The following is a 22,769-nucleotide window of genomic DNA, read 5'->3' as shown; positions in this document are numbered from 1 at the left end:
TTAAGAAGTTAAGTTTCATTTAGTTTTTATATTCTAAATGAAACTTAATTTCTTAATGGTTCAAAACAAAAAAATGTTACAATGAAATTACTTACTCAAAAATTCCAAACCAAACACGATACAGCACCGTTTTCTTCTATAAAAATCGAAGATTACCAACCTGCATTTATCGAAAACATACAATCAGCAAGAGCAGAAATCGATGCCATAACTAACAATGCCGAAAAACCAACTTTTGAAAATACCATCGAAGCACTCGAATTTTCAGGAAGTGCTTTAGATAGATTATCCTCTATTTTCTTCAACTTAAATTCTGCAGAAACCAGTGACGAAATGCAAAAAATCGCTCAAGAAGTTACACCTTTATTAACTGAATTCAGCAATGACATTACTTTAAACGAAGATTTGTTTAAAAGAATAAAAACCGTTTACGAACAAAAGGAAAATCTACATCTTTCAATTGAACAAACTACTTTATTAGATAAAAAATTCAAAAGTTTTTCTAGAAATGGGGCACTTTTATCTGAAGAAAAAAAATCGAAACTTCGTGAAATTGATACCGAACTTGCCAAATTAAAACTTACTTATGGCGAAAATATTTTGGCAGAAACCAACAATTATCAATTGCATATTACCAATGAATCTGATTTAAAAGGTTTGCCAGAAGGTGCAATTGAAGCAGCAAAATCGTTAGCCAAATCGAAAGATTTAGAAGGGTACATTTTCACTTTAGATATGCCAAGTTATTTGCCGTTTATGACTTATTTGGACAATCGCGAGTTGAGAAAAGAAATCGCAATTGCTTCTGGTAAAAAAGGCTTTCAAAATAACGAATTCGACAATCAAGAAATCACTTTAAAAATTGCCAAATTGCGTTTCGAACGTGCCAATTTATTAGGATATAAAACCCATTCTCACTTTGTTCTTGAAGAACGAATGGCACAAAATCCTGAAAAAGTAAAATCGTTCCTGAATGATTTATTAGAAAAAGCAAAACCAGCAGCTAAACGTGAATTTACAGAATTAGCAGCATTTGCAAAAGATTTGGACGGAATTGACCAACTTCAAAAATGGGATTCGTCCTATTATTCAGAAAAATTAAAACAGAAATTATTCAATTTGGATGACGAAAAATTGAAACCCTATTTTCAATTAGAAAAAGTTTTAGATGGTGCTTTTACCATTGCCAATAAATTATTCGGATTGACATTTACCGAAGTTTTTGATATTGACAAATACCACGAAGAAGTCACAACCTATGAAGTTAAAGACGAATTTGAAGAACTAGTTGCTGTATTTTACGCTGATTTTTTTCCAAGAAAAGGCAAACGAAATGGCGCTTGGATGACCAGTTTCAAATCACAATATATAAAGGACGGAAAAAACGAGCGTCCACACGTTTCTAATGTTTGTAATTTTACCAAACCAACAGAAACAAAACCATCACTTTTAACATTCAATGAAGTAACGACCTTGTTTCACGAATTTGGTCACGGTTTGCATGGAATGTTGGCGAATACGGTTTATCCGAGTTTATCTGGAACATCGGTTTTTTGGGATTTTGTCGAATTGCCAAGTCAAGTTATGGAAAACTGGTGTTACGAACCAGAAGCGTTAGCTTTATTTGCTAAACATTACCAAACAGGCGAAATTATTCCGCAAGAATATGTCGAAAAAATCAAAGAATCAGCAAGTTTTCAGGAAGGAATGGCAACCTTACGACAATTGAGTTTCGGCTTATTGGATATGGCTTTTCATAGTAACAATCCAACCGAAATTTCGGATATCAAAGCCTTCGAGAAATCGATTTTTGAAACCACTACGTTATTTCCAGATGTTGCCGAAAATTGTATGTCAGTTTCGTTTTCGCACATTTTTGCTGGCGGTTATTCTTCAGGATATTACAGTTACAAATGGGCAGAAGTTCTCGATGCTGATGCGTTTGCGTATTTCCAAGAAAAAGGAATTTTTGATAAGGAAACTGCAACCAAATTCAAAGACAATGTTCTTTCGCAAGGCGGAACTGAATTGCCAATGGAATTGTACAAACGTTTTAGAGGTCAAGAACCAAAGGCTGATGCGTTGTTGAAAAGGGCTGGGTTGGTTTAGGTTAATCAACCCTAACAGATTAATTACTTCAAAACTATAAAAAAATAATACTTAACCACCAATATTATTAATTTCAAATTATTTTTTAAATGAACTTTCATTTATTATTGAAAGTTCAAAAACATTTACTATATTTGTTGTATGGAATTCAAAGAAGCAAAAAATAAGTTCGTACAAACATGGGGAGCCTTAGGCTCTCAATGGGGAATTAACAAAACTATGGCGCAAATTCACGCGTTGTTAATGGTTTCTAGCGTACCCGTTTCTATGGAAGATATTATGGACGAACTTCAAATTTCTCGTGGAAATGCTTCGATGAATTTACGTGCTTTAATGGATTGGGGCATTGTTTACAAAGAATACAAAGCTGGTGAACGTAGAGAATTTTTCACTGCCGAAAAAAATCTTGATGAGTTGGCTGTAAAAATTTCTAGAGAACGAAGCAAACGTGAAATCAAACCGGCTTTAAAAGTATTGAAAGAGGTTTCATCTATCACTTCAGACAATACAAAAGAAGAAAAACACTTTATAGATCAAACTACTAAACTGTATGATTTTGTTTTAAAAGCAGATAATATGCTCGACAAAATCACCGAATTTAATGAAAACTGGTTGGGAAGATTGGTTTTAAAAATAATGAAGTAACATAAAAAAATTTAATAATAACTTTCATTTTTTTCTGAAAGTTTAAAACAAAAACAAATGAAAACTTTATTCAAAACAACAAAAATCATCAATATAATTGCACTGCTATTTCTACTTATGGGCGGCTACGGATTGCCTGCTACTGGATTCTTACAAGTTATTGCTGCTATTATATTTATAATTATGTTTCCAAAAAATAAATTGATTTATATTTATTTTATTTTAGTAATCTTATTTTTCTTGATTTGGGATCAACATAGTATAGATTGGTTATTTGCAATTCCAGCTTTCTTAATCTTCTTTTTAACTTTTATTATTTACAAACAAAAATTATAAAAAATGAGCTTCTTAACCGCAGAGTGGAATGATTTAGTCTTAATAAACTATGAAATCAATCCACAAATATTAGAAAAACACATTCCAAAAGGAACCGAACTCGATTTATGGAATGGAAAATGCTACATCAGTTTAATAGGTTTTATGTTTGAAAATGTGAAAATTTTAGGACTCAAAATTCCCTTTCACATCAATTTTGAAGAAGTGAATCTACGATTTTATGTAAAACGTTTTGAGGATGGGCAATGGAAAAGAGGTGTCGTTTTTATAAAAGAAATTGTTCCAAAAAACGCCATTACTATTGTTGCCAATACATTGTATAAAGAACAGTATCAAACCTTAAAAATGCGTCATTCAAGAACTGAAAATGAAACTTCAAAATCATTTCAATACGAATGGAAAAAAGACGGCAACTGGAATTCCATTACAATGACAACTACTAAAAATGCCATTCCAATTGAAGAAAATTCAGAAGCCGAATTCATAACCGAACATTATTTTGGATACACTAAATATAATGAATCAACAACTATTGAATATGAAGTCACACATCCAAGATGGCAACAATTACAAGTATTAGATTATAAAATTGATGTGGATTTTGAAAGTATTTATGGTAAAGACTTTACATTTTTACAAGATTTAAAACCTACTTCTACATTTCTTGCATTAGGTTCAAAAATTACGATTGAAGGTAAAAAAATGATAAAATGAAAACCTTAATTAACCAAACCTTACTCTACGATGAAGATTGCCCACTTTGTCGTGTGTACACGAAAGGCTTCATAACAGCTGGAATGCTGGACGAAAATGGCAAAAAACCCTATTGCCAACTCAGTGAAGAGGAAGAGATTTTTGTAGATATAAAACGTGCTTCAAACGAAATCGCTTTAATAGACACCAAAAATAAAACTGTAATTTACGGTATCAATAGTTTACTGAAAGTTGTTGGTCATTCTTTTCCTTGGATGGAAAAAGTAGGCAATCTAAAACCAACCTATTATTTTCTAAAAAAACTATATTCTTTCATTTCATACAATCGAAAAGTAATTATTCCAAGTAAAATAAATCCAGCAATTAAACCACAATGTGTTCCTGATTTTAATTACAAATATCGGTTTTTTTATATTGCATTTGCAACCATAATTACCACTTTCAGTTTGTTCTTTTTTTCTGAAATGATAAACGGTTTACCCAAAACAAATATTGCCCGAGAACTTATTTTAGCGCTTGGTCAAATGGTTTTTCAAAGTGTATTTCTATTTAAATTTGATAAAAAAACTGTCCTAAATTATCTAGGAAATTTAATGACCGTTTCATTAATGGGTTCAATTATTTTAATGCCAATAATTATACTCCATACATTTGCAATCGTTCCTGAAATAGTAATTTTAAGTTGGTTTGGAATAACCGTTGGGATTATGTTTTCAGAACATTTTAGAAGAGTAAAAATTCTAGAATTACCATCATACTTATCATTTACTTGGGTATTGTATCGAATTATTGCTTTATTAATTATCTTAAATTTATAATTATGAAAAAATTAATTATTGCTGCTGGAACAGGATTTTTAGGTCGCGTTTTAGTGGAGCATTTCAAAAATAAATTTGATGAAATTATTATTCTAACTCGTGGAAAATCTAAAATTTCAAATACTATAAAATATGTAAATTGGGATGCCAAAACACTTTCTGGATGGGAAAATGAATTAGAAAACGCATCAGCTTTGATAAATCTTGCTGGAAAATCTGTAGATTGTAGGTATACTGATGCCAATAAAAAAGAAATTTACAATTCCCGAATTGATAGTACAAAAATTCTAAACGAAGCTGTTTTAAAATGTAAAAATCCACCAAAACATTGGCTAAATTCATCAACATCTACCATTTATAGATTTTCATTGGACAAACAAATGGATGAAATTGACGGCGAAATAGGCGATGACTTTTCAATGAATATTGCAAAATCTTGGGAAAAAGTATTTTTTGAAATAGAAACTCCAGAAACTTTAAAAACTGCATTGCGAACTTCAATAGTTTTGGGAAAAAATGGGGGTGCATTTATTCCAATAAAAACGCTTGCCAAATTTGGATTTGGTGGCAAACAAGGAAAAGGAAATCAATTCATTAGTTGGATTCACGAAAAAGATTTTGCAAAAGCAATTGAATTTACACTTGAAAAAGAAATGACTGGAGTTGTGAATATTGTTTCGCCAAAACCAATCGCAAATTACGAATTTATGAAAACACTTCGAACAATAATTGGAGCTCCTTTTGGAATTTCTACAAGTGAATTCTTGCTCGAAATAGGTTCATTTTTCATAAGAACAGAACCAGAATTAGTTTTAAAAAGCAGAAACGTCATTCCAAAACGATTACAAGAAAACGGATTTCAATATAAATATGACACTTTAGAGAAAGCAATTGAAAATTTAATTCAATAATGACAGCCATTCATCTCACAACCATCATAAATGCACCAAAACAAATCGTTTTTGACTTGTCTAGAAATATTGACGTTCATCAAGATTCAGCAAGCAACACTAATGAAACCGCAATTGCAGGCGTAACTTCTGGATTGATAAATCTTAATGAAACCGTTACATGGAGGGGTAAACATTTTGGATTTTATCTTACTCACAAAAGCAGAATGACAGCAATGAATTTTTACGATTATTTTGTAGATGAAATGGAAGAAGGAAAATTCAAATCGTTCAAGCACGAACATTTTTTTGAAGAAAAAAATAACAAAACAATTATGACTGACAACTTGGAATATGAAACGCCTTTCGGAATAATTGGAAAATTGTTTAATGCTTTGTTTTTGAAAAAACATTTAACCCATTTCATTATGGAAAGAAATAAGGTTTTGAAAAATTTAGCTGAAAATCAAAAGTAAAAACCACCAAAAAACAGGAATACTTTCTACCCAAAAAGAAACATAATATTTAGATCGCTTTTCATTTGAAAAGAAAATAAAAATGGAAATGACAATTGCAACAACCACTTCAATATAAAATTTGAGCACAAAAAAATCTATCACCAATAATAAAATCAACAAAAAATAGCCTAAAAACTTTGTATTCTGAATTCCTATTTTTTGGGGTAACGTAATTATCGTTTTGGCATCTTTTTCAACATCAACAATTTCTAAAGGAACTAAAAGACAAATCACAATCAAAAACCTTTGAAGTAAAAAAACAAAAATATCGTTCCCTTTAAAACCATAATGAGATAAAGGAATATAAAGACTGATGTAGGTCACACAAAATGCCACTACAAACATTTTTAGCAATCCATATTTCCTCAAAAACGGATACCATAAAACGACAAATCCTATTTTCAAAAACGATACTTTAAAATCCAATTCCAGCTTAAAAAAATAATAAATCATTCCAAAAATAGCTATCAAACTAACCAAAAAAATTGAATAACTATTTTTAAAATTTAAAACTCTAACCCAAAATATTTCAAAATATTTTAAGAAATTATAACCAACAATTGTTCCAAAAAAAATGAAATAATCCAAATTCAAATTTGTCGAAACATTTAAAGATAATTTTGTGATTTGTACTAAGGCATAAACTGCAATAGCAACGTGAATGCTTGTGTTTATATAAAAATCTAATCCTTCCTTTAAAATTCTCATTCAACAAAATTAATCAAACTGTTAATAAGAAATGCTTTTAGTTGAAAAAATGACAGAAATAGACCGTCAAAAAGCAGTTGTTTTTGATAATTATCTATAAATTTGTACTTTCAAAAAACACAACACTTTTTATTACAATATGAAAACAGATGCTTTTGCTTTACGTCACATTGGTACAACGGAAAACGACCTTCCGAAAATGTTGAAAACCATAGGAGTTGAATCTTTAGAACAACTTATTTATGAAACACTACCAGATGATATCCGATTAAAATCAGATTTAGATTTAGCACCTGCAATGACCGAATATGAGTTTGCAAAGCACATTGCAGCTTTAGGAAACAAAAATAAAGTTTTTCAATCCTATATTGGTTTGGGTTACAATCAAGCTATTGTTCCAGCTGTAATTCAACGAAATGTATTGGAAAACCCGGGGTGGTACACCGCTTACACCCCATATCAAGCCGAAATTGCTCAGGGTCGTTTGGAAGCCATTTTGAATTTTCAAACTACCGTTATTGAACTATCTGGAATGGAAATTGCAAACGCTTCTTTACTAGACGAAGGAACAGCAGCAGCCGAAGCTATGGCGTTACTTTTTGATGTTCGATCTCGCGACCAAAAGAAAAATAATGTTTGCAAGTTCTTCGTTTCAGAAGAAATTTTACCACAAACCTTATCGGTTTTACAAACTCGCTCCACTCCTATTGGTGTGGAATTGGTTGTTGGAAACCACGAAACTTTCGATTTTTCAACTCAATTTTTTGGAGCAATCCTTCAATATCCAGGCAAATTCGGACAAATTCATGATTATGCTGGATTTATCGCAAAAGCAAAAACAAACGAAATAAAAGTGGCTGTTGCTGCAGATATTTTGAGTTTAGCCATCTTAACTCCTCCAGGCGAAATCGGAGCTGATGTAGTTCTTGGAACTACACAACGTTTCGGAATTCCGCTAGGTTATGGTGGACCACACGCCGCTTATTTTGCTACAAAAGAAGAATACAAACGCAGTATGCCCGGCAGAATCATTGGCGTAACCATCGATACCGACGGAAATCGTGCCTTGCGTATGGCATTGCAAACTCGCGAACAGCACATTAAACGTGATAGAGCAACATCTAACATTTGTACAGCACAAGTGCTTTTATCAGTTATGGCTGGAATGTATGCCGTATACCACGGACCAAAAGGATTGCAATATATTGCAGGAAAAGTACACGCTTCTGCAGTAACTTTGGCAAACGAATTAGAAAAATTAGGTTTATACCAAATCAATTCTGCTTATTTTGACACTATTGTTATTAAAATCGATGCCAAAAAAGTAAAACAAATTGCAGAAAAACACGAAGTTAACTTTTATTATATCGACGACAATACGATTTCCATTTCATTAAACGAAACGGTTTCCATTGACGATTTGAATACGATTATTTCTATTTTCGCACAAGCCAATGGAAAACAAGCAACAACAATTTCAGGATTGCAAAACGGGAATCAATTTCCATCCAATTTAGAAAGGAAATCAGCATTCTTGAAACACGATGTTTTCAACAAATACCATTCCGAATCGGCTTTGATGCGTTACATAAAAATGCTAGAACGCAAAGATTTAGCTTTGAATCATTCTATGATTTCGCTAGGTTCTTGTACGATGAAATTGAATGCCGCTTCAGAAATGCTGCCATTAAGCACGGCACAATGGAACAACATTCACCCATTTGCACCACTGGATCAAGCACAAGGTTATCAAGAAATGTTAACCAAATTAGAACAACAATTGAATGTAATCACTGGTTTTGCTGGCACTACTTTACAACCCAATTCTGGCGCACAAGGCGAATATGCAGGACTGATGGTTATTCGTGCGTATCATCAATCTCGTGGCGATTATCACCGAAATATTGCCTTGATTCCATCTTCAGCCCACGGCACCAATCCTGCTTCAGCAGCAATGGCTGGAATGCAAGTAGTTGTTACCAAAACATTGGAAAACGGAAATATCGATGTGGATGATTTACGGGAAAAAGCAATACTTCATAAAGACAATCTTTCGTGTTTGATGGTAACGTATCCATCAACTCACGGTGTTTTCGAAAGTGCTATTATTGAAATTACAAAACTCATTCACGACAATGGCGGACAAGTCTATATGGATGGTGCAAATATGAACGCTCAGGTAGGATTGACTAATCCTGCAACTATTGGCGCTGATGTTTGCCATTTGAATCTTCATAAAACATTCGCAATTCCTCACGGAGGTGGTGGACCAGGTGTAGGTCCAATATGTGTAGCGCCACAGTTAGTGCCTTTTTTACCAACCAATCCAATCATTCAAACTGGCGGAACATCAGCGATTACTGCAATTTCGGCAGCACCTTGGGGTTCGGCTTTGGCTTGCTTGATTTCTTACGGATACATTTGTATGTTAGGAGCAGAAGGTTTAACAAGTGCTACCAAACACGCTATTTTGAATGCCAATTATATTAAAGAAAGATTAAACGGTCATTATGCCACGCTATATTCTGGTGAAATGGGTCGTGCGGCTCACGAAATGATTCTAGAATGTCGCCCATTCAAAGAAAAAGGAATTGAAGTAACTGATATTGCCAAACGATTAATGGATTATGGTTTCCATGCACCAACCGTTTCTTTTCCGGTAGCTGGAACTTTGATGATTGAGCCAACAGAAAGTGAAGATCTAGATGAATTAGATCGTTTTTGTGACGCTATGATTTCAATTCGTAAAGAAATTGAGGCTGCCACAATAGAGGATAAAAACAATATCTTGAAAAATGCGCCACATACTTTAATGATGGTTACAACTGATACTTGGAATTTTCCATACACACGTGAACAAGCAGCATTTCCATTAGATTATATTGCCGAAAATAAGTTTTGGCCAACGGTCCGTCGAGTTGACGAAGCGTATGGCGATAGAAATTTGGTTTGTAGTTGTGCGCCAATTGAAGCTTATATGGAGAATTAATAATATGTATAAAAACACAAACCCTTTCAGAATTTAGAATTTGAAAGGGTTTTTTTATAACTTCGAAACAAATTTATATAGAAATCTTAAAACATCAAGAAACTCGAAATTTGTTTTTATCTTTGATTGAATTCATTTAATATTTGAGTCCAATAACAAAATTATTAAAATTTTCTAAAATGAATTTCTCTAAAAAAATTTCTTTTCTGATTCTTCTATTTTGTTCATCACTATTTTCTCAACATCACATTATTCCTGAACCACAAACTATTGAATATAAAGATGTAAAATTTGAGTTGACAAAAAAAATCAACATCAATACTATGAGTGATTCTTTAGCTTTTGAAATAATATATCTCAAGCAATTACTAGAAAAAAAAGGTTATGAAGTTGCCTTAAATGAAAAACAAACCATAAAATCAATTGAATTGAACATCAATCTAAATGATATTTCGAATCAAAATCCTGAAGAATATTCTATAAAATGTAATGATAACACAATTGAATTGGTCGCTTCACAAAATGAAGGAATATTTAGAGGTATTCAAACTTTAGACCAACTTTTTCCTTGGTTTACAGAAAATCAAAAAATGACCAATTGCATTATAAATGATTATCCTAAAATGGGATGGCGTGGATTGATGCTAGATGTGAGTCGCCATTTTTTTACAGTTGCAGAAGTAAAATCCTATATTGACTTAATGTCACGCTATAAATTTAATGTTTTTCACTGGCATTTGACTGATGATGAAGGCTGGAGAATAGAAATAAAATCACTCCCAAAACTAACTGAAATTGGTGCTTGGCGAGCAGAAAGAACCGGTAAATTTCGAACCAGAGAAGCACCAACCGCCTCAGAACCTAAAACCTATGGTGGATTTTACACCCAAGATCAAATAAAGGAAGTTGTGGCTTATGCTAAAGAAAGACACATCACTATTGTTCCTGAAATTGATGTTCCAGGACACAGTATGGCGCTACTAGCCGCTTATCCTGAATTGTCTACCAAAAAAGAACCAAAAATGGTAAGTTGTGGATTCAAATTTTCGGAATGGTATGGCGAAGGAAAATTTAAAATGCTAGTAGAAAACACTCTAAATCCATCTGACGAAAATGTGTATGATTTTCTTGATAAAATATACGGTGAAGTGGCACTATTATTCCCTAGCGAATACATTCACGTAGGTGGTGACGAGGCATATCACGGCTATTGGGAAGCTGACAAAAACTGTCAAAAATTAATGGAATGCAATAATCTCAAAAACAGCCTTGAGTTGCAATCTTACTTTATGAAACGAGTGGAAAAAATTATTACTTCCAAAGGTAAAAAAATGATTGGCTGGGACGAAATATTATACGGAGGATTAGCTGATGGCGCAGCAGTAATGAGCTGGCAAGGAATGAAAGGTGGGATTGAAGCTGCAAAAGCAGGTCATAAAGTGGTAATGTCGCCTACTCAATATTGCTATCTAGATTATACTCAAGGCGACAAAAGCATTGAAGAAACAGTATATGCTGACTTATCTTTAAAAAAAACGTACGAATTCAACCCAGTTCCTGATGGCGTTGATGAAAAGCTTATCCTTGGAGGACAAGGCAATTTATGGACCGAACAAGTCCCAAATTTATCTCACGCTTTTTATATGACTTATCCTAGAGCATTGGCAATTTCAGAATCATTATGGTCGCCAAGAGAATCAAAAAATTGGGATGCTTTTTCAAAAAAAATAGACTATCACTTTTCCATTTTTGATAAAGAAGAAATAGACATTTGTAAAGCGGTTTATGACCCAATTATAAAAGTATATAAAGAAGGAGAAAAAATAATGTGTGCACTTTCGTGCGAAACCAATTCTACTACTATTTATTATACCCTAGACAGTACATTTCCGAACAAAAAATCTACAATATATACTGTACCATTTGAAATTCCAAATACAAAAATAATATTGCGAGCTACCACTTTTAGAGATGGGAAACAACTGGGAAGATTATTACATCTTCCAAAATCGGAATTAGACAAACGAGTTAAATAATAGAACAACCTTAATGAAAGACATTCAAAATCAAGAAGATTTATATGTATTAGTAGACGAATTTTATAAAAAACTACTCTCAGATAAATCTATAAGTTATATTTTCACCGATGTTGTAAAAATTAAAATTGAAGAACATTTACCTATTTTAGTGACATTTTGGTCCCAAGCCATTTTAGGAACTGGAGGTTACACCAAAAATTTGACTCAAATTCATCTGGATATAGACAAAAAAGAACATCTTACCAAAGAACTTTTCGATATTTGGCTAAACCATTTTTATAAAACTGTTGATGAAAATTTTTCAGGCGAAAATTCTGAAAAAATAAAAACTCAAGCGTTAAGTATTGCTACCATAATGCAAATTAAAATTATTCAACAAAATCAATAATTTTTATATTATCAATAAATTAAGATAATGTTAATTGAATATTTCGTAATAATGTATAAATTATAAATCATTTGAATAAAAAAGAAGATATAATTGATACTTTAGCAAAAAAATATTTTTCCAAATGAATATCAAAATAACGGGATCTGGAAGCTATATTCCGAATCAAATAGTTACCAATTTAGATTTTGAAAATCACGAATTTCTAAATGAAGATGGGACGCCTTTTCCGTATCCAAATGATGTAGTTGCCCAAAAATTCAAACAAATCACTGGCATCGAGGAACGTCGTTATGCTAATTCAAACCTTGTCACATCAGATCTTGCGTTTTTTGCGGCACAAAAGGCAATTGAAGACGCCAAAATTGACCCCGAAACTTTAGATTATATCATTTTTGCACACAATTTTGGTAATGTAAAACATCGTGCTATTCAAGCAGATGCAGTACCTAGTTTGGCAGCTAGGGTGAAACAAAAACTAGCCATTAAAAACCCAAAATGTGTTGCTTACGATATCCTCTTTGGTTGTCCTGGTTGGATAGAAGGCGTAATTCAAGCCAATGCCTTCATCAAGGCTGGAATGGCAAAAAAGTGTATGGTTATTGGCGCCGAAACTTTATCAAGAGTTGTAGACATTCACGATCGTGACAGTATGATTTATTCTGATGGTGCTGGTGCAACAATTATTGAAGCTAGCAATGAAGAAGGTGGCATTCTAGCACACGCTTCTGCTACTTTCGCAACTAATGAAGCTGATTATTTATTTTTTGGGAATTCATACAATAAAAATCTAGATGAAGATGTTCGTTACATCAAAATGTATGGACGAAAAATATACGAATTTGCATTGATCGAAGTCCCAAAAGCAATGAAAGAATGTCTCGAAGAAAGTGGTGTTACTATTTCTGAAGTCAAGAAAGTCTTAATTCATCAGGCAAATGAGAAAATGGACGAAGCCATTATTCATCGCTTTTTTAAATTATACAATCAAAATCCTCCTGATGGTGTAATGCCTATGAGCATTCACAAACTTGGAAATTCCAGTGTAGCTACCGTTCCAACATTGTATGATTTATTGATAAAAAATCAAATAGAAAATCAAGAATTAAATAAAGGGGATGTGATTATTTTTGCCTCCGTTGGTGCTGGAATGAATATTAATGCGATTGTGTACCGCTGCTAAAAAAATGTTTGATTTTTTTAGGCACTAATTCCGCAATTGGAATCACTTTAAAAATAGAATTTCCAACAAAAAACAAAATCAGTACCACAAACGGTTTGTAACATAAATTCAGAGACTTACTGTCAGAATTAGGCAATATAAATCCAATCAGAATTGACAAAATAATAAAACCAATACTATAAAAGTATTGATTACTGAATGGGTGTACACCAAATTTTTTGTAATTAAACCAAATCTTTATCACATTATACAACGTGATAGAAATAGATGTAGCTGTGGCAACACCAATAATTCCAAGTTTTAGATAAAAAATAAAAAATAAATTACTACTAATAGTCAAAAAAGCAAGTGCAAAAGTAGTCGTATTATTAAACTTATAATATTTTGAATTGGTAATAATATATCCATTAAAACCCGTTGCTAAATCAAATAAAAGTGCAAATCCCATAATATAAATCACGTTTTTACCTTGTGAGAGTATTGCTCCATTTTTCATCAAAAGAAACAAGTCATCGATACCAACAACAATCAACGAAAACAAAACCGCTCCCAAAGTAAACAAATATAATGACGTTTTATGATGCAAATCTTTAAGCTCTTTAAGCTTATTATTTTCGATATAGTCCGCAATAATTGGTGCCGAAATAGTGTACACGCCCAAAGCTGGAACTGTAATCATACGCACCAAATTGAAAGACGTGTTGTAAATAGCGATATCAGAATAGCCTAAAAATTCGCCAATCATATAGGTATCAATATTCAAAGCAACTACAGAGCCTAAACTTCCAAAAAAAGTGTAAAACGAAAAAGTCAACAATTCCTTTTGAAAATTATTTTCTTTTAAAAATTGAAATGAGGTTTTAGCTGGAATTGCATCTAATTTTAACAAATAAACAACCATTCCAAACAAAGCCAAAACAAAGAAAGAGACAAAAACTAAAATGGCGTTTTTTTCAGAAAAATTAAAATGCGAATAGGCTAAAAAAGCAGAAATCATTCCCAGTTTAGGCAAAACATTTTCTAAAATATTTGGAACAACAATTCTTTTTTTTATTGAGATGTATTTAGAAATCAATTGAATAAGCGATAATATAAACAATACAGGAAAAACATAGAGTGCCATTTGCCAAATATCCATTTTTTGAATTCGAGGAAACAAAAAAGAGGCAATAAAAAAAAGGATTGTAACAAAAATAAAATTTGAAATTAAGAACAATGCCGAAAATTTCAGCAAATTAAAATGATCGTTTGTTTTTGACAATCGAGGAAAAAATCGAATATTGGCTGGAATAATCCCTATGGAAACCAAAGGAAAAATAAGTAAGGCTGTCGGCAAAATAAACTGCAATTTCCCAGCAAACTCCAAGTCGTTAGGATAAATAAAAAGCGTCGAGAATATCCCAATCAAAACACTGAAATACCCAACGAAACCATACTTAATACTTTGCCTAGCAACTACGCCCATTTATTTTGAATTTGGAATAAATATAAAATTATTGATATACAAATTAAAATCATTCAGATATTCGTCTTTTTGAAAATCATTCATTTTTGTATAATCAAAAGCACTAGTTTGGAGCGTTTTTCGGTTGAAATAAAACACATCATAACCAAAATTTAAAATAAAATTAAAAATTTCTTCAATTGGGTATTTTGCGTGACGCAATTCGATTTCGATAATAAAAATGGGCTTTATTTTCTCTAAAATCTTTCCACATCCTTTGATTGAATCCAATTCATGTCCTTCTACATCAATTTTAACTACATCAATTTTTGTACAATTTTGCTGTTTTGCCCAATCGTCGAGCGTAGTGGTTTCAATTTCAATACGCTCTACATCATCTCCCAAAGCTTCTAGTGAAGCTCGTGTGTCTTGCAAAGTTGATCCCTTTTTTGGAATGTTTAGCACCGAAACACCCGTTTGTGACGAAACAGCTTGGGTAAATAACGTGGAGTTTGGGAACAAGGGTTGAATATAATTTACCAACGTTTTATTAGGTTCAAAACCATATATCTTTCCCGTTTTAATTACTTTTTCAGCTTGATACAAATAAATTCCTTTATTAGTCCCAACATCTATAAAAACAGAGTCTGATTTCAAAATTTGATTCAAATACAACAATTCTGGTTCGCACTTGTAGTTTCCTGTTGAAAGCGAGTCTAATGTTTTGTAGTATCTTTTTTTGTATAATGAAGGCCAATAATTGTAGGCTAATTTGATTAATAATTTCAACATTTTATTGAGCTTTTGCCAATTCTAGTAATTGATTTTCAAGTTTATTTTTTACTTTTTCAAAAGAATAATCGTCTAAATAACGGTCTAGTTTTTGATATTCCATTTCCAAATTTTCGAGTGTTAATTCATTTAAAATAAAAGACAAATCTACACTATTTTCATAATACAAATTGTGCCAATGCATTTTGGGATACGTTTGGGGAAATAATCCCACTTTTCCATTATAAATACAATCCGTTTCAGCACCACTCACTTTGGTCTTTCCATACACCTCATCAACCCAATAAAAGGAAGTTTTGGATTTGATTGGACACAATAACAAATGTGATTTTGAAATCACATCTGAATATTCTTCCCACGGAATAAATTTAGAATAATACTGTATCGTTATATTTTGATGGCAAGTCACTTTCAGTTTTTCGATTCTATTTAGAATTTCATTTGATTCGGGCTTACCCAAAAAAGTAAATTGCAATTTAGATTTTGGATTCAACCCAGCAATAACATCAAAAACCAAGTCGATATCTTTTCGTTTTCTAGAAACATTACCAGGCATCACAATATGAATGCTTTTGGAGGTTTTAAAAGAAGATTTTTTACAATAATTTAAAGATACAACTTGAGTGTTTAGAGATAAATTACTGTTTTTTGATGCTATTGTTTCCAATAGATTAGGCGAAAGCACACCGTAATTACTAGCATTTTGAATGAACTTTCGGTTAGAACTTATTTTTTCTAAAAAATACAATTTCAAATAGTACACAAAACGTTCTTTTTCGAGCCAGATGTTTTTTAAATTAAGCTTCTTAAAAAACAAACTAAAATTGATGTTATGTATCAATATCAGTGTTGGTTTGTTTCTGAAAATATATTGGTATTGTTCAAAATTTCTATGAAAGGTATTCACAATCACAGCATCAAAATCATCTATTTGAGGGTCAATTTCGGAAGCATTTAGAACTAAAGTGATTGCAATTTCAGGAATTCCAGTTAATTTTTCTTTGACTTTTTGATGTACAAAAAAATGAAAATCGATACCATTCATTTCCTTCAATAGAAAATACCATTGTTCTAACAACGCAGAATGAGTTTCGAGTTCAATAAAGGCAATTGATATTTTTTTCAAAGGAATTAGCTTTCTAATTCCACAAAAATAAAGATATTTGTACAACTTACTACATACAATGAACTATTATATTATAATTCCAGCGCATAACGAAGAAAAATTTATTTCTCGTACACTTGAATCATTGGTAAATCAATCGGTTTTACCTTCTAAAGTTATTGTAGTTAATGATAATTCTACAGACAATACCGGTAAAATCGCCTTAGAATTTGCCAAAAAATATCCGTTTATGACTGTAATTACTACAACTTCAGAAGCGATACATCTACCAGGAAGCAAAGTAATTCAGGCTTTCCATAAGGGATTAGAAACTTTGGGTGAAGATTATGATTTCATTGTTAAAGCCGATGCTGACTTGATTTTTCCAAAAAATTATTTTGAAACGATAATAAAACATTTTAAATCCGATGAAAGTGTCGGAATGGTTGGCGGTTTTGCTTACATCGAAAAAAACGACGATTGGATTCTAGAAAATTTAACCGATAAAGATCATATTCGAGGTGCTTTTAAAGCCTATCGCAAAAAATGTTTTCAAGATATTGGCGGACTCAAACCAGCAATGGGTTGGGATACGGTTGATGAATTATTGTGTAAGTTTTACAATTGGAAAGTACTAACCGATGAAAGCCTGAAAGTAAAACACTTGAAACCAACTGGTGCAAACTATAACAAAACGGCTCGTTACAAACAAGGCGAAGCATTTTACACATTAGGTTATGGCTTTTTTATTACCGCAATTGCTTCGGTAAAACTAGCGATGATGAAAAAGAAACCTCTTTTGTTTTTAGATTATATGAAAGGATTTTGGAAAGCAAAATCAGAAAAAAAATCTTTATTGGTAACCATAGAACAAGCCCAATTTATAAGAAATTACCGTTGGAAGAAAATGAAGGCTAAAATATTTAAGTAATCAATGATTATTACTGAACATTCAAAACCATAAACCGAACTCGTAAAAAAGAATTAACAAAAGGTTACAACTTCCTTACAAAAACAATGTGACAACATTTGTTACCTTTACTTTCAAGATTTAACTCCTTTTATGAAAATCAAACTAGTAGTTGTACTCCTTCTTTTTATATGTCAATGTACTTTTTCGCAAGCAAAAAAACGTATCATAGGCAAAGTTGTTTGCAAGAATTTGCTTGTTGTAGCTGATATTATAAATCCTGATTCTAAGGAATTTATGGCTACGAATGATAAAGGGGAGTTTTCTATTCTTGCCAAAGCAGGTGATGTCTTGGTTTTTATTGCGGACAATTATGAATATCATAGAATCCAATTGAGCCAAGAAGATATAAATAAAAATAATTTGGTTATCTCTTTGACTAAAAAAACAATCGCTCTAAAAGAAGTTATTATTAAAAAAAATAGGCTTTCACCTGTATCGCAGAATACACAAAAATATGTAGATGGTCAGTATTTTGATGACAAGTATTCCTCTCCTAAAAACAGATTAATATATGATGGATCCATTGAAAATGGAATGGATTTTATGAGAATGGGAAAAGAACTTATCAAACTTTTTAAAAACAAAAAAGGGTATGATAAGAAGAAAGTTAAGGAAATTGACTTTAAAGAATTTTCTACAAATACATTTAGCGAAAGTTTTTTTACTAAAACGCTGGAACTGCATGAGGACGAAGTGGCCCTTTTTCTTGAATTTTGTACTGCTGACCCTAAATCTAAACTCATTGTGGATGAGAAAAATATTATGGGGGTTATGGATTTTTATTTCACAAAAAAAGAAGAATACAAAAAAACGGCTTTAGAAGCTTTGCCTTCAGTAGCTAAATAGCTTATATTTGAGTTTCTCAACAATACATTTATTTTTTTACCACATTATATTTCTCAAATTTCAGAAAGGTTGCTGTATTATTTATTAAGTCTTAACAATTTTCGTATTTTTGAAAATATTTTAAACCCTATGATGTTAATTCGTTACTTATCGCAAATCGGAAGATATTTTTTAATGATACGAGAAATCTTCAAAAAGCCAACCAAATGGTCCGTGATGCGAACTTTAATTTTCAAAGAAGTCGATGATTTGATAATCGATTCCCTTGGCATTGTAGCTTTCATTTCCTTTTTCGTTGGTGGTGTTGTGGCGATTCAAACAGCGTTAAACTTGACTAATCCTTTAATTCCTAAATATTTAATAGGTTTTGCCACAAGGCAATCTGTAATATTAGAATTTGCTCCCACATTCATTTCGATAATTATGGCTGGAAAAATGGGTTCGTTTATTACCTCAAGTATAGGAACAATGCGTGTTACCGAACAGATTGATGCCTTGGAAGTAATGGGTGTGAATTCCTTGAACTATCTGGTTTTTCCAAAATTAATCGCCTTACTTTTGTATCCATTTATAATAGGAATAGCTATGTTTTTAGGAATTTTTGGAGGTTGGCTAGCTGCCGTATATGGCGGATTTGCTTCTTCAGATGAATTTATAAATGGCTTACAAGTAGAATTTATACCGTTTCACGTGGCGTATGCTTTTATAAAAACACTTTGTTTTGCAATAATTTTAGCAACCATTCCAAGTTTTCACGGTTTTTATATGAAAGGTGGTGCACTAGAAGTAGGTAAAGCCAGTACAGTTGCGTTTGTATGGACTTCGGTAGTGATTATTTTAGTGAATTATATTTTAACACAACTACTTTTAACCAATTAGATTATGATAGAAGTTAAAGACATCAAAAAATCTTTTGGAGATCAAATGGTTTTAAAAGGAGTTTCGACAATATTAGAAGCTGGGAAAACAAATCTAATCATTGGGCAGAGTGGTTCTGGAAAAACGGTTTTCTTGAAGTCATTGTTAGGAATTCATACTCCTGAAAGTGGCACTATATCGTTTGACGGTCGTATTTATTCTGATTTGAATTCTGATGAAAAAAGAGAGCTTCGCACAGAAATTGGAATGGTTTTTCAAGGAAGTGCCTTGTTCGACTCTATGACTGTGGAAGAAAATATAGGTTTCCCGTTGAAAATGTTTACCAATAAAACCAAAGCAGAAATCAAAGAGCGTGTTGATTTTGTGATTGATAGAGTTCATTTGATAAATGCAAATACTAAAAAACCATCCGAAATTTCGGGTGGAATGCAAAAAAGGGTTGCCATTGCAAGAGCTATTGTAAACAATCCAAAATACTTGTTTTGTGACGAACCCAACTCTGGATTAGACCCAAAAACAGCCATTGTAATTGACAATTTGATTCAAGAAATCACTGCTGAATACAACATTACAACTGTTATTAATACACACGATATGAACTCGGTTATGGAAATTGGGGACAAAATTGTATTTCTAAAAAACGGACTCAAAGCTTGGGAAGGCTCCAAAGATGAAATTTTTAGAACCGATAACGAAGCCGTAACTGATTTTGTTTATTCGTCTGAATTGTTTAAAAAAGTAAGGGAAGCAGTATTAAGCCAAAAGTCTTAAAGTCGAAAAAAATATCCTATTATGATTTTTGATTTTCTAATTTTTGGACAATGCTTTTAATATCCTGTTCTTTACTTTTTGGGTAAATTAACAGTACGCCTTCTTTATCCACAATAATATAATCGTTCAATCCGTCAATGATGATGAGTTTATCAGCATCGGAACGAATAATATTATTGGAAGCATTTTCTAAAAAAACTTTGGCGTTAACCACAGCATTATTATTTTGGTCTTTGTCTAGTTTTTCGTGAAGTGAACCCCAAGTCCCCAGATCGTTCCAATCGAAACTAGCTGGTAAAACATATACATTTTTTGCATTTTCCATAATGGCATAATCAATAGAAATATTATCCGCTAGTGCATAATTTTGTTCTATAAAAGATTTTTCAGCATCAGTATTATAACTTTCAATCCCTTTTTGAAATAAAGCATTCATTTTAGGCTGAAATTTCTCAAATGCTTGAGTAATTGATTTAACACTCCAAATAAAAATCCCTCCATTCCAAAGAAAATTTCCAGAGTCAAGGAATGATTTTGCAGTTTCATAATCTGGTTTTTCTCTAAATTGAAAAACTTTTTTTATAGGTTCATTATCCGTTTTATCATATTCAATATACCCAAAACCTGTATTTGGAAATGTAGGTTGAATTCCTAGCGTCATTAATACATTTTCTTCATTACAAAAATCAAAACAGTATTGTAAGTTTTCAGCAAACTCATCCTCATTTTCGATCCAGTGATCGCTTGGAGCAACTACCATAATGGCATCCTGATTTTTCTTCTGAATTTTTAGTGAGGCATACAAAATACAAGGTGCTGTGTTACGCATTGCAGGTTCTAATAAAACCTGCTCTTGTTTTACCATTGGTAATTGTTCTAAAACCAAATGATTGTATTTTTCATTGGTTAAAATGAGAATATTTTCGATAGGAATTAGCTTGGAAAGTCTCGAAAATGTTTTTTGAATCAAGGTTTCCCCAGAACCCAGCATATCGTGAAACTGTTTTGGAAAATCCGTTGTGCTTACTGGCCAAAATCTAGAACCAACACCACCAGCCATTAATATTGCGTAATAATTTTTATTCATTTGTTTTCTTAGTTGCAAAGGTTCAAAGTAACAGAATTACAAAGGTTTCTTATCAATTTAAAATTAATTAGGTAACAACTCAACCTCAGCATTTGGATTAAATAAATAAGTCCGCCCAGAACTCATCTCTAAACATTCAAATCTTTTTAATCTGACAGCTACTTTTTTAAAAATTTTCCCGTTATGAATACGAAACACACTTCCGTAGGGAATTTCAAAGATATAGTTTTTATCGTTCTCTGGGTCAAATTGTTTTAAGGCCAATGATAAAGTCGCATCGGTATCACTACTTGCTTTTGGATTTCTGAAATGTCTAGCCAACAATGGTAATAATTGACTTGGAAATATCTCTGGGCGAATAAACGGAACCATCAACCGTTGAAAAGTGAGTTTCCACTCGTCACCGTGCGGTTTTATACTTCGCCCGTATTTTTCGAAAGCTACTAAATGCGCAATTTCGTGAATTAACGTCATCAAGAAACGATATTTATTCAAACTAGTATTTACCGTGATTTCGTGTTTCCCTGACATTCCTTTTCTGTAATCTCCATGACGAGTCACTCGCTCATTGACGATTTTTAGATGCACTTGATTAATTTTGATTAATTCAAAAACGGGTTCTACCGAATGTTCTGGAATATATTTTTCTAAAACGGTTTTCATTATTTATCGATACCTTTCTTTTGTTGCAATAACGATTTTGCATTTAAAGCAGAAACTACTTTTTTCCCAGTCTGAGCTTCCAATTCCTCAAGAGCAACTTTAGCTACATTTCCACCTTGTTTTGCCACTTTTTTGCTGTCTTCAAAGGTTTTCGGATTTACTGCTTGTGAAATATCTTTTGCAGATGCTTCGGCTAACATATTTAATATCAATTCGGTATTAGTCATGTTATCACGAAGATTTTCTTTTTTTAATCCTTTTAAAACTTTGTATTCTTTGGTTGTTTTTCCTGCCCAAGCTTTAGAAATTATATCGGTAAGTGTTGCAAATTGTTGCCCTTCTTTTAACCCTCTATGCTTCCATTCATCGGTTAATTCTTTGCGGATTTCGATACTTTTTAGTCGTTGATTAATCCAGTTTTCAGAATAACCCAATTGCAAATATTGCTCTAAAGCTCTGTCGATAGTAATTTCAGGATCTTGTAATTCATCTAATCTTTCTGACGCAATTTGTGCCAACCAAAGTTTGAATGGTTCTGCTTTTGGAGAAGGAATCGATTGGATTAAGCGAAAAAGTTGTTCGGTATCAGCAACGTCTGTTTTATAAAATTTTCCGTCAGAAGATTGCATTTTCAGTTGTCCGATATTTTCGGACAACTGACTTCCTTCTTTTTCTAATTTCTTTTTTAAGTCGCTCCAATACTTTCTGGATCTATCTGTTTCTGTTAAAACTTCTATTATATCAATAATAGACATGTACCATTTTTCCTGTTCGGAATCCCAAATGGTTCTTACTTTTTTGTTTTCAAATAGCTGAATGGCGTTTAATTTTGTCATAGGGATATAATTTAATTGAAATCACAATTTACAAAA

At 32.2% G+C, this 22,769-nt stretch carries 22 protein-coding genes; 15 read left to right on the top strand and 7 right to left on the bottom strand.

The window, feature by feature from the left end; genetic code table 11:
- The first annotated feature begins 81 nt into the window (after positions 1-81).
- The 7 genes from RMO70_RS02620 to RMO70_RS02590 all read left to right on the top strand — a co-directional run bounded on the left by RMO70_RS02620 (position 82) and on the right by RMO70_RS02590 (position 5,988).
- The gene (locus RMO70_RS02620) at positions 82-2,109 is read left to right on the top strand and encodes a M3 family metallopeptidase (protein WP_310554872.1); all 2,028 of its coding nucleotides are present in this window, start codon (positions 82-84) and stop codon (positions 2,107-2,109) included.
- A gap of 141 nt (positions 2,110-2,250) precedes the next feature.
- On the top strand, positions 2,251-2,754 hold the full coding sequence (locus RMO70_RS02615; RefSeq protein WP_310554871.1) for a MarR family transcriptional regulator: 504 nt from the start codon (positions 2,251-2,253) through the stop codon (positions 2,752-2,754).
- 57 nt (positions 2,755-2,811) lie between these two features.
- Positions 2,812-3,090 carry a hypothetical protein gene (locus tag RMO70_RS02610; RefSeq protein ID WP_310554870.1) on the top strand — a complete coding sequence of 93 codons (279 nt, stop codon included), beginning with the start codon at positions 2,812-2,814 and terminating at the stop codon, positions 3,088-3,090.
- A gap of 3 nt (positions 3,091-3,093) precedes the next feature.
- Positions 3,094-3,804 carry a DUF2071 domain-containing protein gene (locus RMO70_RS02605; protein WP_310554869.1) on the top strand — a complete coding sequence of 237 codons (711 nt, stop codon included), beginning with the start codon at positions 3,094-3,096 and terminating at the stop codon, positions 3,802-3,804.
- Positions 3,801-4,622, top strand: a complete 822-nt coding sequence (locus tag RMO70_RS02600; protein WP_310554868.1) for a hypothetical protein — start codon at positions 3,801-3,803, stop codon at positions 4,620-4,622. Before RMO70_RS02605 ends, RMO70_RS02600 begins: the two co-directional genes overlap by 4 nt.
- Before the next feature lie 2 nt (positions 4,623-4,624).
- Positions 4,625-5,533: a TIGR01777 family oxidoreductase gene (locus RMO70_RS02595; RefSeq protein ID WP_310554867.1), complete on the top strand. Its 909-nt coding sequence runs from the start codon at positions 4,625-4,627 to the stop codon at positions 5,531-5,533.
- Positions 5,533-5,988 carry an SRPBCC family protein gene (locus RMO70_RS02590; protein WP_310554866.1) on the top strand — a complete coding sequence of 152 codons (456 nt, stop codon included), beginning with the start codon at positions 5,533-5,535 and terminating at the stop codon, positions 5,986-5,988. The genes RMO70_RS02595 and RMO70_RS02590 overlap by 1 nt, the downstream gene beginning before the upstream one ends.
- Here RMO70_RS02590 and RMO70_RS02585 read toward each other — a convergent pair.
- Positions 5,968-6,738, bottom strand: coding sequence for a hypothetical protein (locus RMO70_RS02585; protein WP_310554865.1), 771 nt, complete (start codon positions 6,736-6,738; stop codon positions 5,968-5,970). The genes RMO70_RS02590 and RMO70_RS02585 overlap by 21 nt on opposite strands.
- Before the next feature lie 139 nt (positions 6,739-6,877).
- On the opposite strand from RMO70_RS02585, the gene gcvP reads away from it, so the two are divergent.
- From gcvP to RMO70_RS02565, 4 genes are all read left to right on the top strand, one after another.
- On the top strand, positions 6,878-9,727 hold the full coding sequence (gcvP, locus tag RMO70_RS02580; protein WP_310554864.1) for an aminomethyl-transferring glycine dehydrogenase: 2,850 nt from the start codon (positions 6,878-6,880) through the stop codon (positions 9,725-9,727).
- Positions 9,728-9,906: 179 nt separating this feature from the next.
- Positions 9,907-11,763 carry a family 20 glycosylhydrolase gene (locus tag RMO70_RS02575; protein WP_310554863.1) on the top strand — a complete coding sequence of 619 codons (1,857 nt, stop codon included), beginning with the start codon at positions 9,907-9,909 and terminating at the stop codon, positions 11,761-11,763.
- Between the two features lie 13 nt (positions 11,764-11,776).
- A complete protein-coding gene (locus RMO70_RS02570) occupies positions 11,777-12,154 on the top strand; it encodes a group III truncated hemoglobin (RefSeq protein ID WP_310554862.1) in 378 nt (125 codons plus the stop codon).
- A 124-nt stretch (positions 12,155-12,278) separates the two neighbouring features.
- Complete coding sequence (locus RMO70_RS02565; protein ID WP_310554861.1) at positions 12,279-13,337, top strand: ketoacyl-ACP synthase III; 1,059 nt, start codon at positions 12,279-12,281, stop codon at positions 13,335-13,337.
- Here RMO70_RS02565 and RMO70_RS02560 read toward each other — a convergent pair.
- From RMO70_RS02560 to RMO70_RS02550, 3 genes are read right to left on the bottom strand one after another with little or no spacing between them, the layout of a single operon-like run.
- Positions 13,312-14,802: an oligosaccharide flippase family protein gene (locus RMO70_RS02560; protein ID WP_310554860.1), complete on the bottom strand. Its 1,491-nt coding sequence runs from the start codon at positions 14,800-14,802 to the stop codon at positions 13,312-13,314. The two genes, RMO70_RS02565 and RMO70_RS02560, sit on opposite strands and share 26 nt — an antisense overlap.
- Complete coding sequence (locus RMO70_RS02555) at positions 14,803-15,573, bottom strand: FkbM family methyltransferase (RefSeq protein WP_310554859.1); 771 nt, start codon at positions 15,571-15,573, stop codon at positions 14,803-14,805.
- Position 15,574: 1 nt separating this feature from the next.
- A complete protein-coding gene (locus RMO70_RS02550; RefSeq protein WP_310554858.1) occupies positions 15,575-16,699 on the bottom strand; it encodes a glycogen/starch synthase in 1,125 nt (374 codons plus the stop codon).
- A gap of 58 nt (positions 16,700-16,757) precedes the next feature.
- On the opposite strand from RMO70_RS02550, the gene RMO70_RS02545 reads away from it, so the two are divergent.
- The 4 genes from RMO70_RS02545 (at position 16,758) to RMO70_RS02530 (ending at position 20,147) form a co-directional block, all read left to right on the top strand.
- On the top strand, positions 16,758-17,609 hold the full coding sequence (locus tag RMO70_RS02545) for a glycosyltransferase family 2 protein (RefSeq protein WP_310554857.1): 852 nt from the start codon (positions 16,758-16,760) through the stop codon (positions 17,607-17,609).
- A gap of 132 nt (positions 17,610-17,741) precedes the next feature.
- On the top strand, positions 17,742-18,497 hold the full coding sequence (locus RMO70_RS02540) for a hypothetical protein (RefSeq protein ID WP_310554856.1): 756 nt from the start codon (positions 17,742-17,744) through the stop codon (positions 18,495-18,497).
- A 129-nt stretch (positions 18,498-18,626) separates the two neighbouring features.
- Entirely contained in the window at positions 18,627-19,376 is a 750-nt protein-coding gene (locus RMO70_RS02535; protein WP_310554855.1) for an ABC transporter permease, read from the top strand.
- A 3-nt stretch (positions 19,377-19,379) separates the two neighbouring features.
- The gene (locus tag RMO70_RS02530) at positions 19,380-20,147 is read left to right on the top strand and encodes an ATP-binding cassette domain-containing protein (RefSeq protein WP_310554854.1); all 768 of its coding nucleotides are present in this window, start codon (positions 19,380-19,382) and stop codon (positions 20,145-20,147) included.
- 19 nt (positions 20,148-20,166) lie between these two features.
- On the opposite strand, the gene RMO70_RS02525 is transcribed toward RMO70_RS02530, so the two are convergent.
- The 3 genes from RMO70_RS02525 to RMO70_RS02515 form a co-directional block, all read right to left on the bottom strand.
- Complete coding sequence (locus RMO70_RS02525) at positions 20,167-21,234, bottom strand: mannose-1-phosphate guanylyltransferase (RefSeq protein ID WP_310554853.1); 1,068 nt, start codon at positions 21,232-21,234, stop codon at positions 20,167-20,169.
- A gap of 63 nt (positions 21,235-21,297) precedes the next feature.
- Complete coding sequence (locus tag RMO70_RS02520; protein WP_310554852.1) at positions 21,298-21,897, bottom strand: SprT-like domain-containing protein; 600 nt, start codon at positions 21,895-21,897, stop codon at positions 21,298-21,300.
- On the bottom strand, positions 21,897-22,733 hold the full coding sequence (locus RMO70_RS02515) for a Bro-N domain-containing protein (protein WP_310554851.1): 837 nt from the start codon (positions 22,731-22,733) through the stop codon (positions 21,897-21,899). The genes RMO70_RS02520 and RMO70_RS02515 overlap by 1 nt, the downstream gene beginning before the upstream one ends.
- Positions 22,734-22,769 lie beyond the last annotated feature (36 nt).

Origin of the sequence: Flavobacterium sp. (genome assembly GCF_031422135.1) — a bacterium.
Lineage (GTDB): Bacteria > Bacteroidota > Bacteroidia > Flavobacteriales > Flavobacteriaceae > Flavobacterium.
The sequence above is the reverse complement of the archived record's forward strand: the minus strand, read 5'-3'. Positions and strand labels throughout refer to the sequence as shown.

Coding starts and splice junctions, on each gene's coding strand:
- gcvP (WP_310554864.1), top strand. CDS start 6,878: ATGAAAACAGATGCTTTTGCTTTACGTCACATTGGTACAACGGAAAAC.
- RMO70_RS02590 (WP_310554866.1), top strand. CDS start 5,533: ATGACAGCCATTCATCTCACAACCATCATAAATGCACCAAAACAAATC.
- RMO70_RS02525 (WP_310554853.1), bottom strand. CDS start 21,234: ATGAATAAAAATTATTACGCAATATTAATGGCTGGTGGTGTTGGTTCT.
- RMO70_RS02610 (WP_310554870.1), top strand. CDS start 2,812: ATGAAAACTTTATTCAAAACAACAAAAATCATCAATATAATTGCACTG.
- RMO70_RS02560 (WP_310554860.1), bottom strand. CDS start 14,802: ATGGGCGTAGTTGCTAGGCAAAGTATTAAGTATGGTTTCGTTGGGTAT.
- RMO70_RS02585 (WP_310554865.1), bottom strand. CDS start 6,738: ATGAGAATTTTAAAGGAAGGATTAGATTTTTATATAAACACAAGCATT.
- RMO70_RS02600 (WP_310554868.1), top strand. CDS start 3,801: ATGAAAACCTTAATTAACCAAACCTTACTCTACGATGAAGATTGCCCA.
- RMO70_RS02530 (WP_310554854.1), top strand. CDS start 19,380: ATGATAGAAGTTAAAGACATCAAAAAATCTTTTGGAGATCAAATGGTT.
- RMO70_RS02535 (WP_310554855.1), top strand. CDS start 18,627: ATGATGTTAATTCGTTACTTATCGCAAATCGGAAGATATTTTTTAATG.
- RMO70_RS02575 (WP_310554863.1), top strand. CDS start 9,907: ATGAATTTCTCTAAAAAAATTTCTTTTCTGATTCTTCTATTTTGTTCA.
- RMO70_RS02540 (WP_310554856.1), top strand. CDS start 17,742: ATGAAAATCAAACTAGTAGTTGTACTCCTTCTTTTTATATGTCAATGT.
- RMO70_RS02605 (WP_310554869.1), top strand. CDS start 3,094: ATGAGCTTCTTAACCGCAGAGTGGAATGATTTAGTCTTAATAAACTAT.
- RMO70_RS02595 (WP_310554867.1), top strand. CDS start 4,625: ATGAAAAAATTAATTATTGCTGCTGGAACAGGATTTTTAGGTCGCGTT.
- RMO70_RS02545 (WP_310554857.1), top strand. CDS start 16,758: ATGAACTATTATATTATAATTCCAGCGCATAACGAAGAAAAATTTATT.
- RMO70_RS02520 (WP_310554852.1), bottom strand. CDS start 21,897: ATGAAAACCGTTTTAGAAAAATATATTCCAGAACATTCGGTAGAACCC.
- RMO70_RS02515 (WP_310554851.1), bottom strand. CDS start 22,733: ATGACAAAATTAAACGCCATTCAGCTATTTGAAAACAAAAAAGTAAGA.
- RMO70_RS02615 (WP_310554871.1), top strand. CDS start 2,251: ATGGAATTCAAAGAAGCAAAAAATAAGTTCGTACAAACATGGGGAGCC.
- RMO70_RS02620 (WP_310554872.1), top strand. CDS start 82: ATGAAATTACTTACTCAAAAATTCCAAACCAAACACGATACAGCACCG.
- RMO70_RS02555 (WP_310554859.1), bottom strand. CDS start 15,573: ATGTTGAAATTATTAATCAAATTAGCCTACAATTATTGGCCTTCATTA.
- RMO70_RS02570 (WP_310554862.1), top strand. CDS start 11,777: ATGAAAGACATTCAAAATCAAGAAGATTTATATGTATTAGTAGACGAA.
- RMO70_RS02565 (WP_310554861.1), top strand. CDS start 12,279: ATGAATATCAAAATAACGGGATCTGGAAGCTATATTCCGAATCAAATA.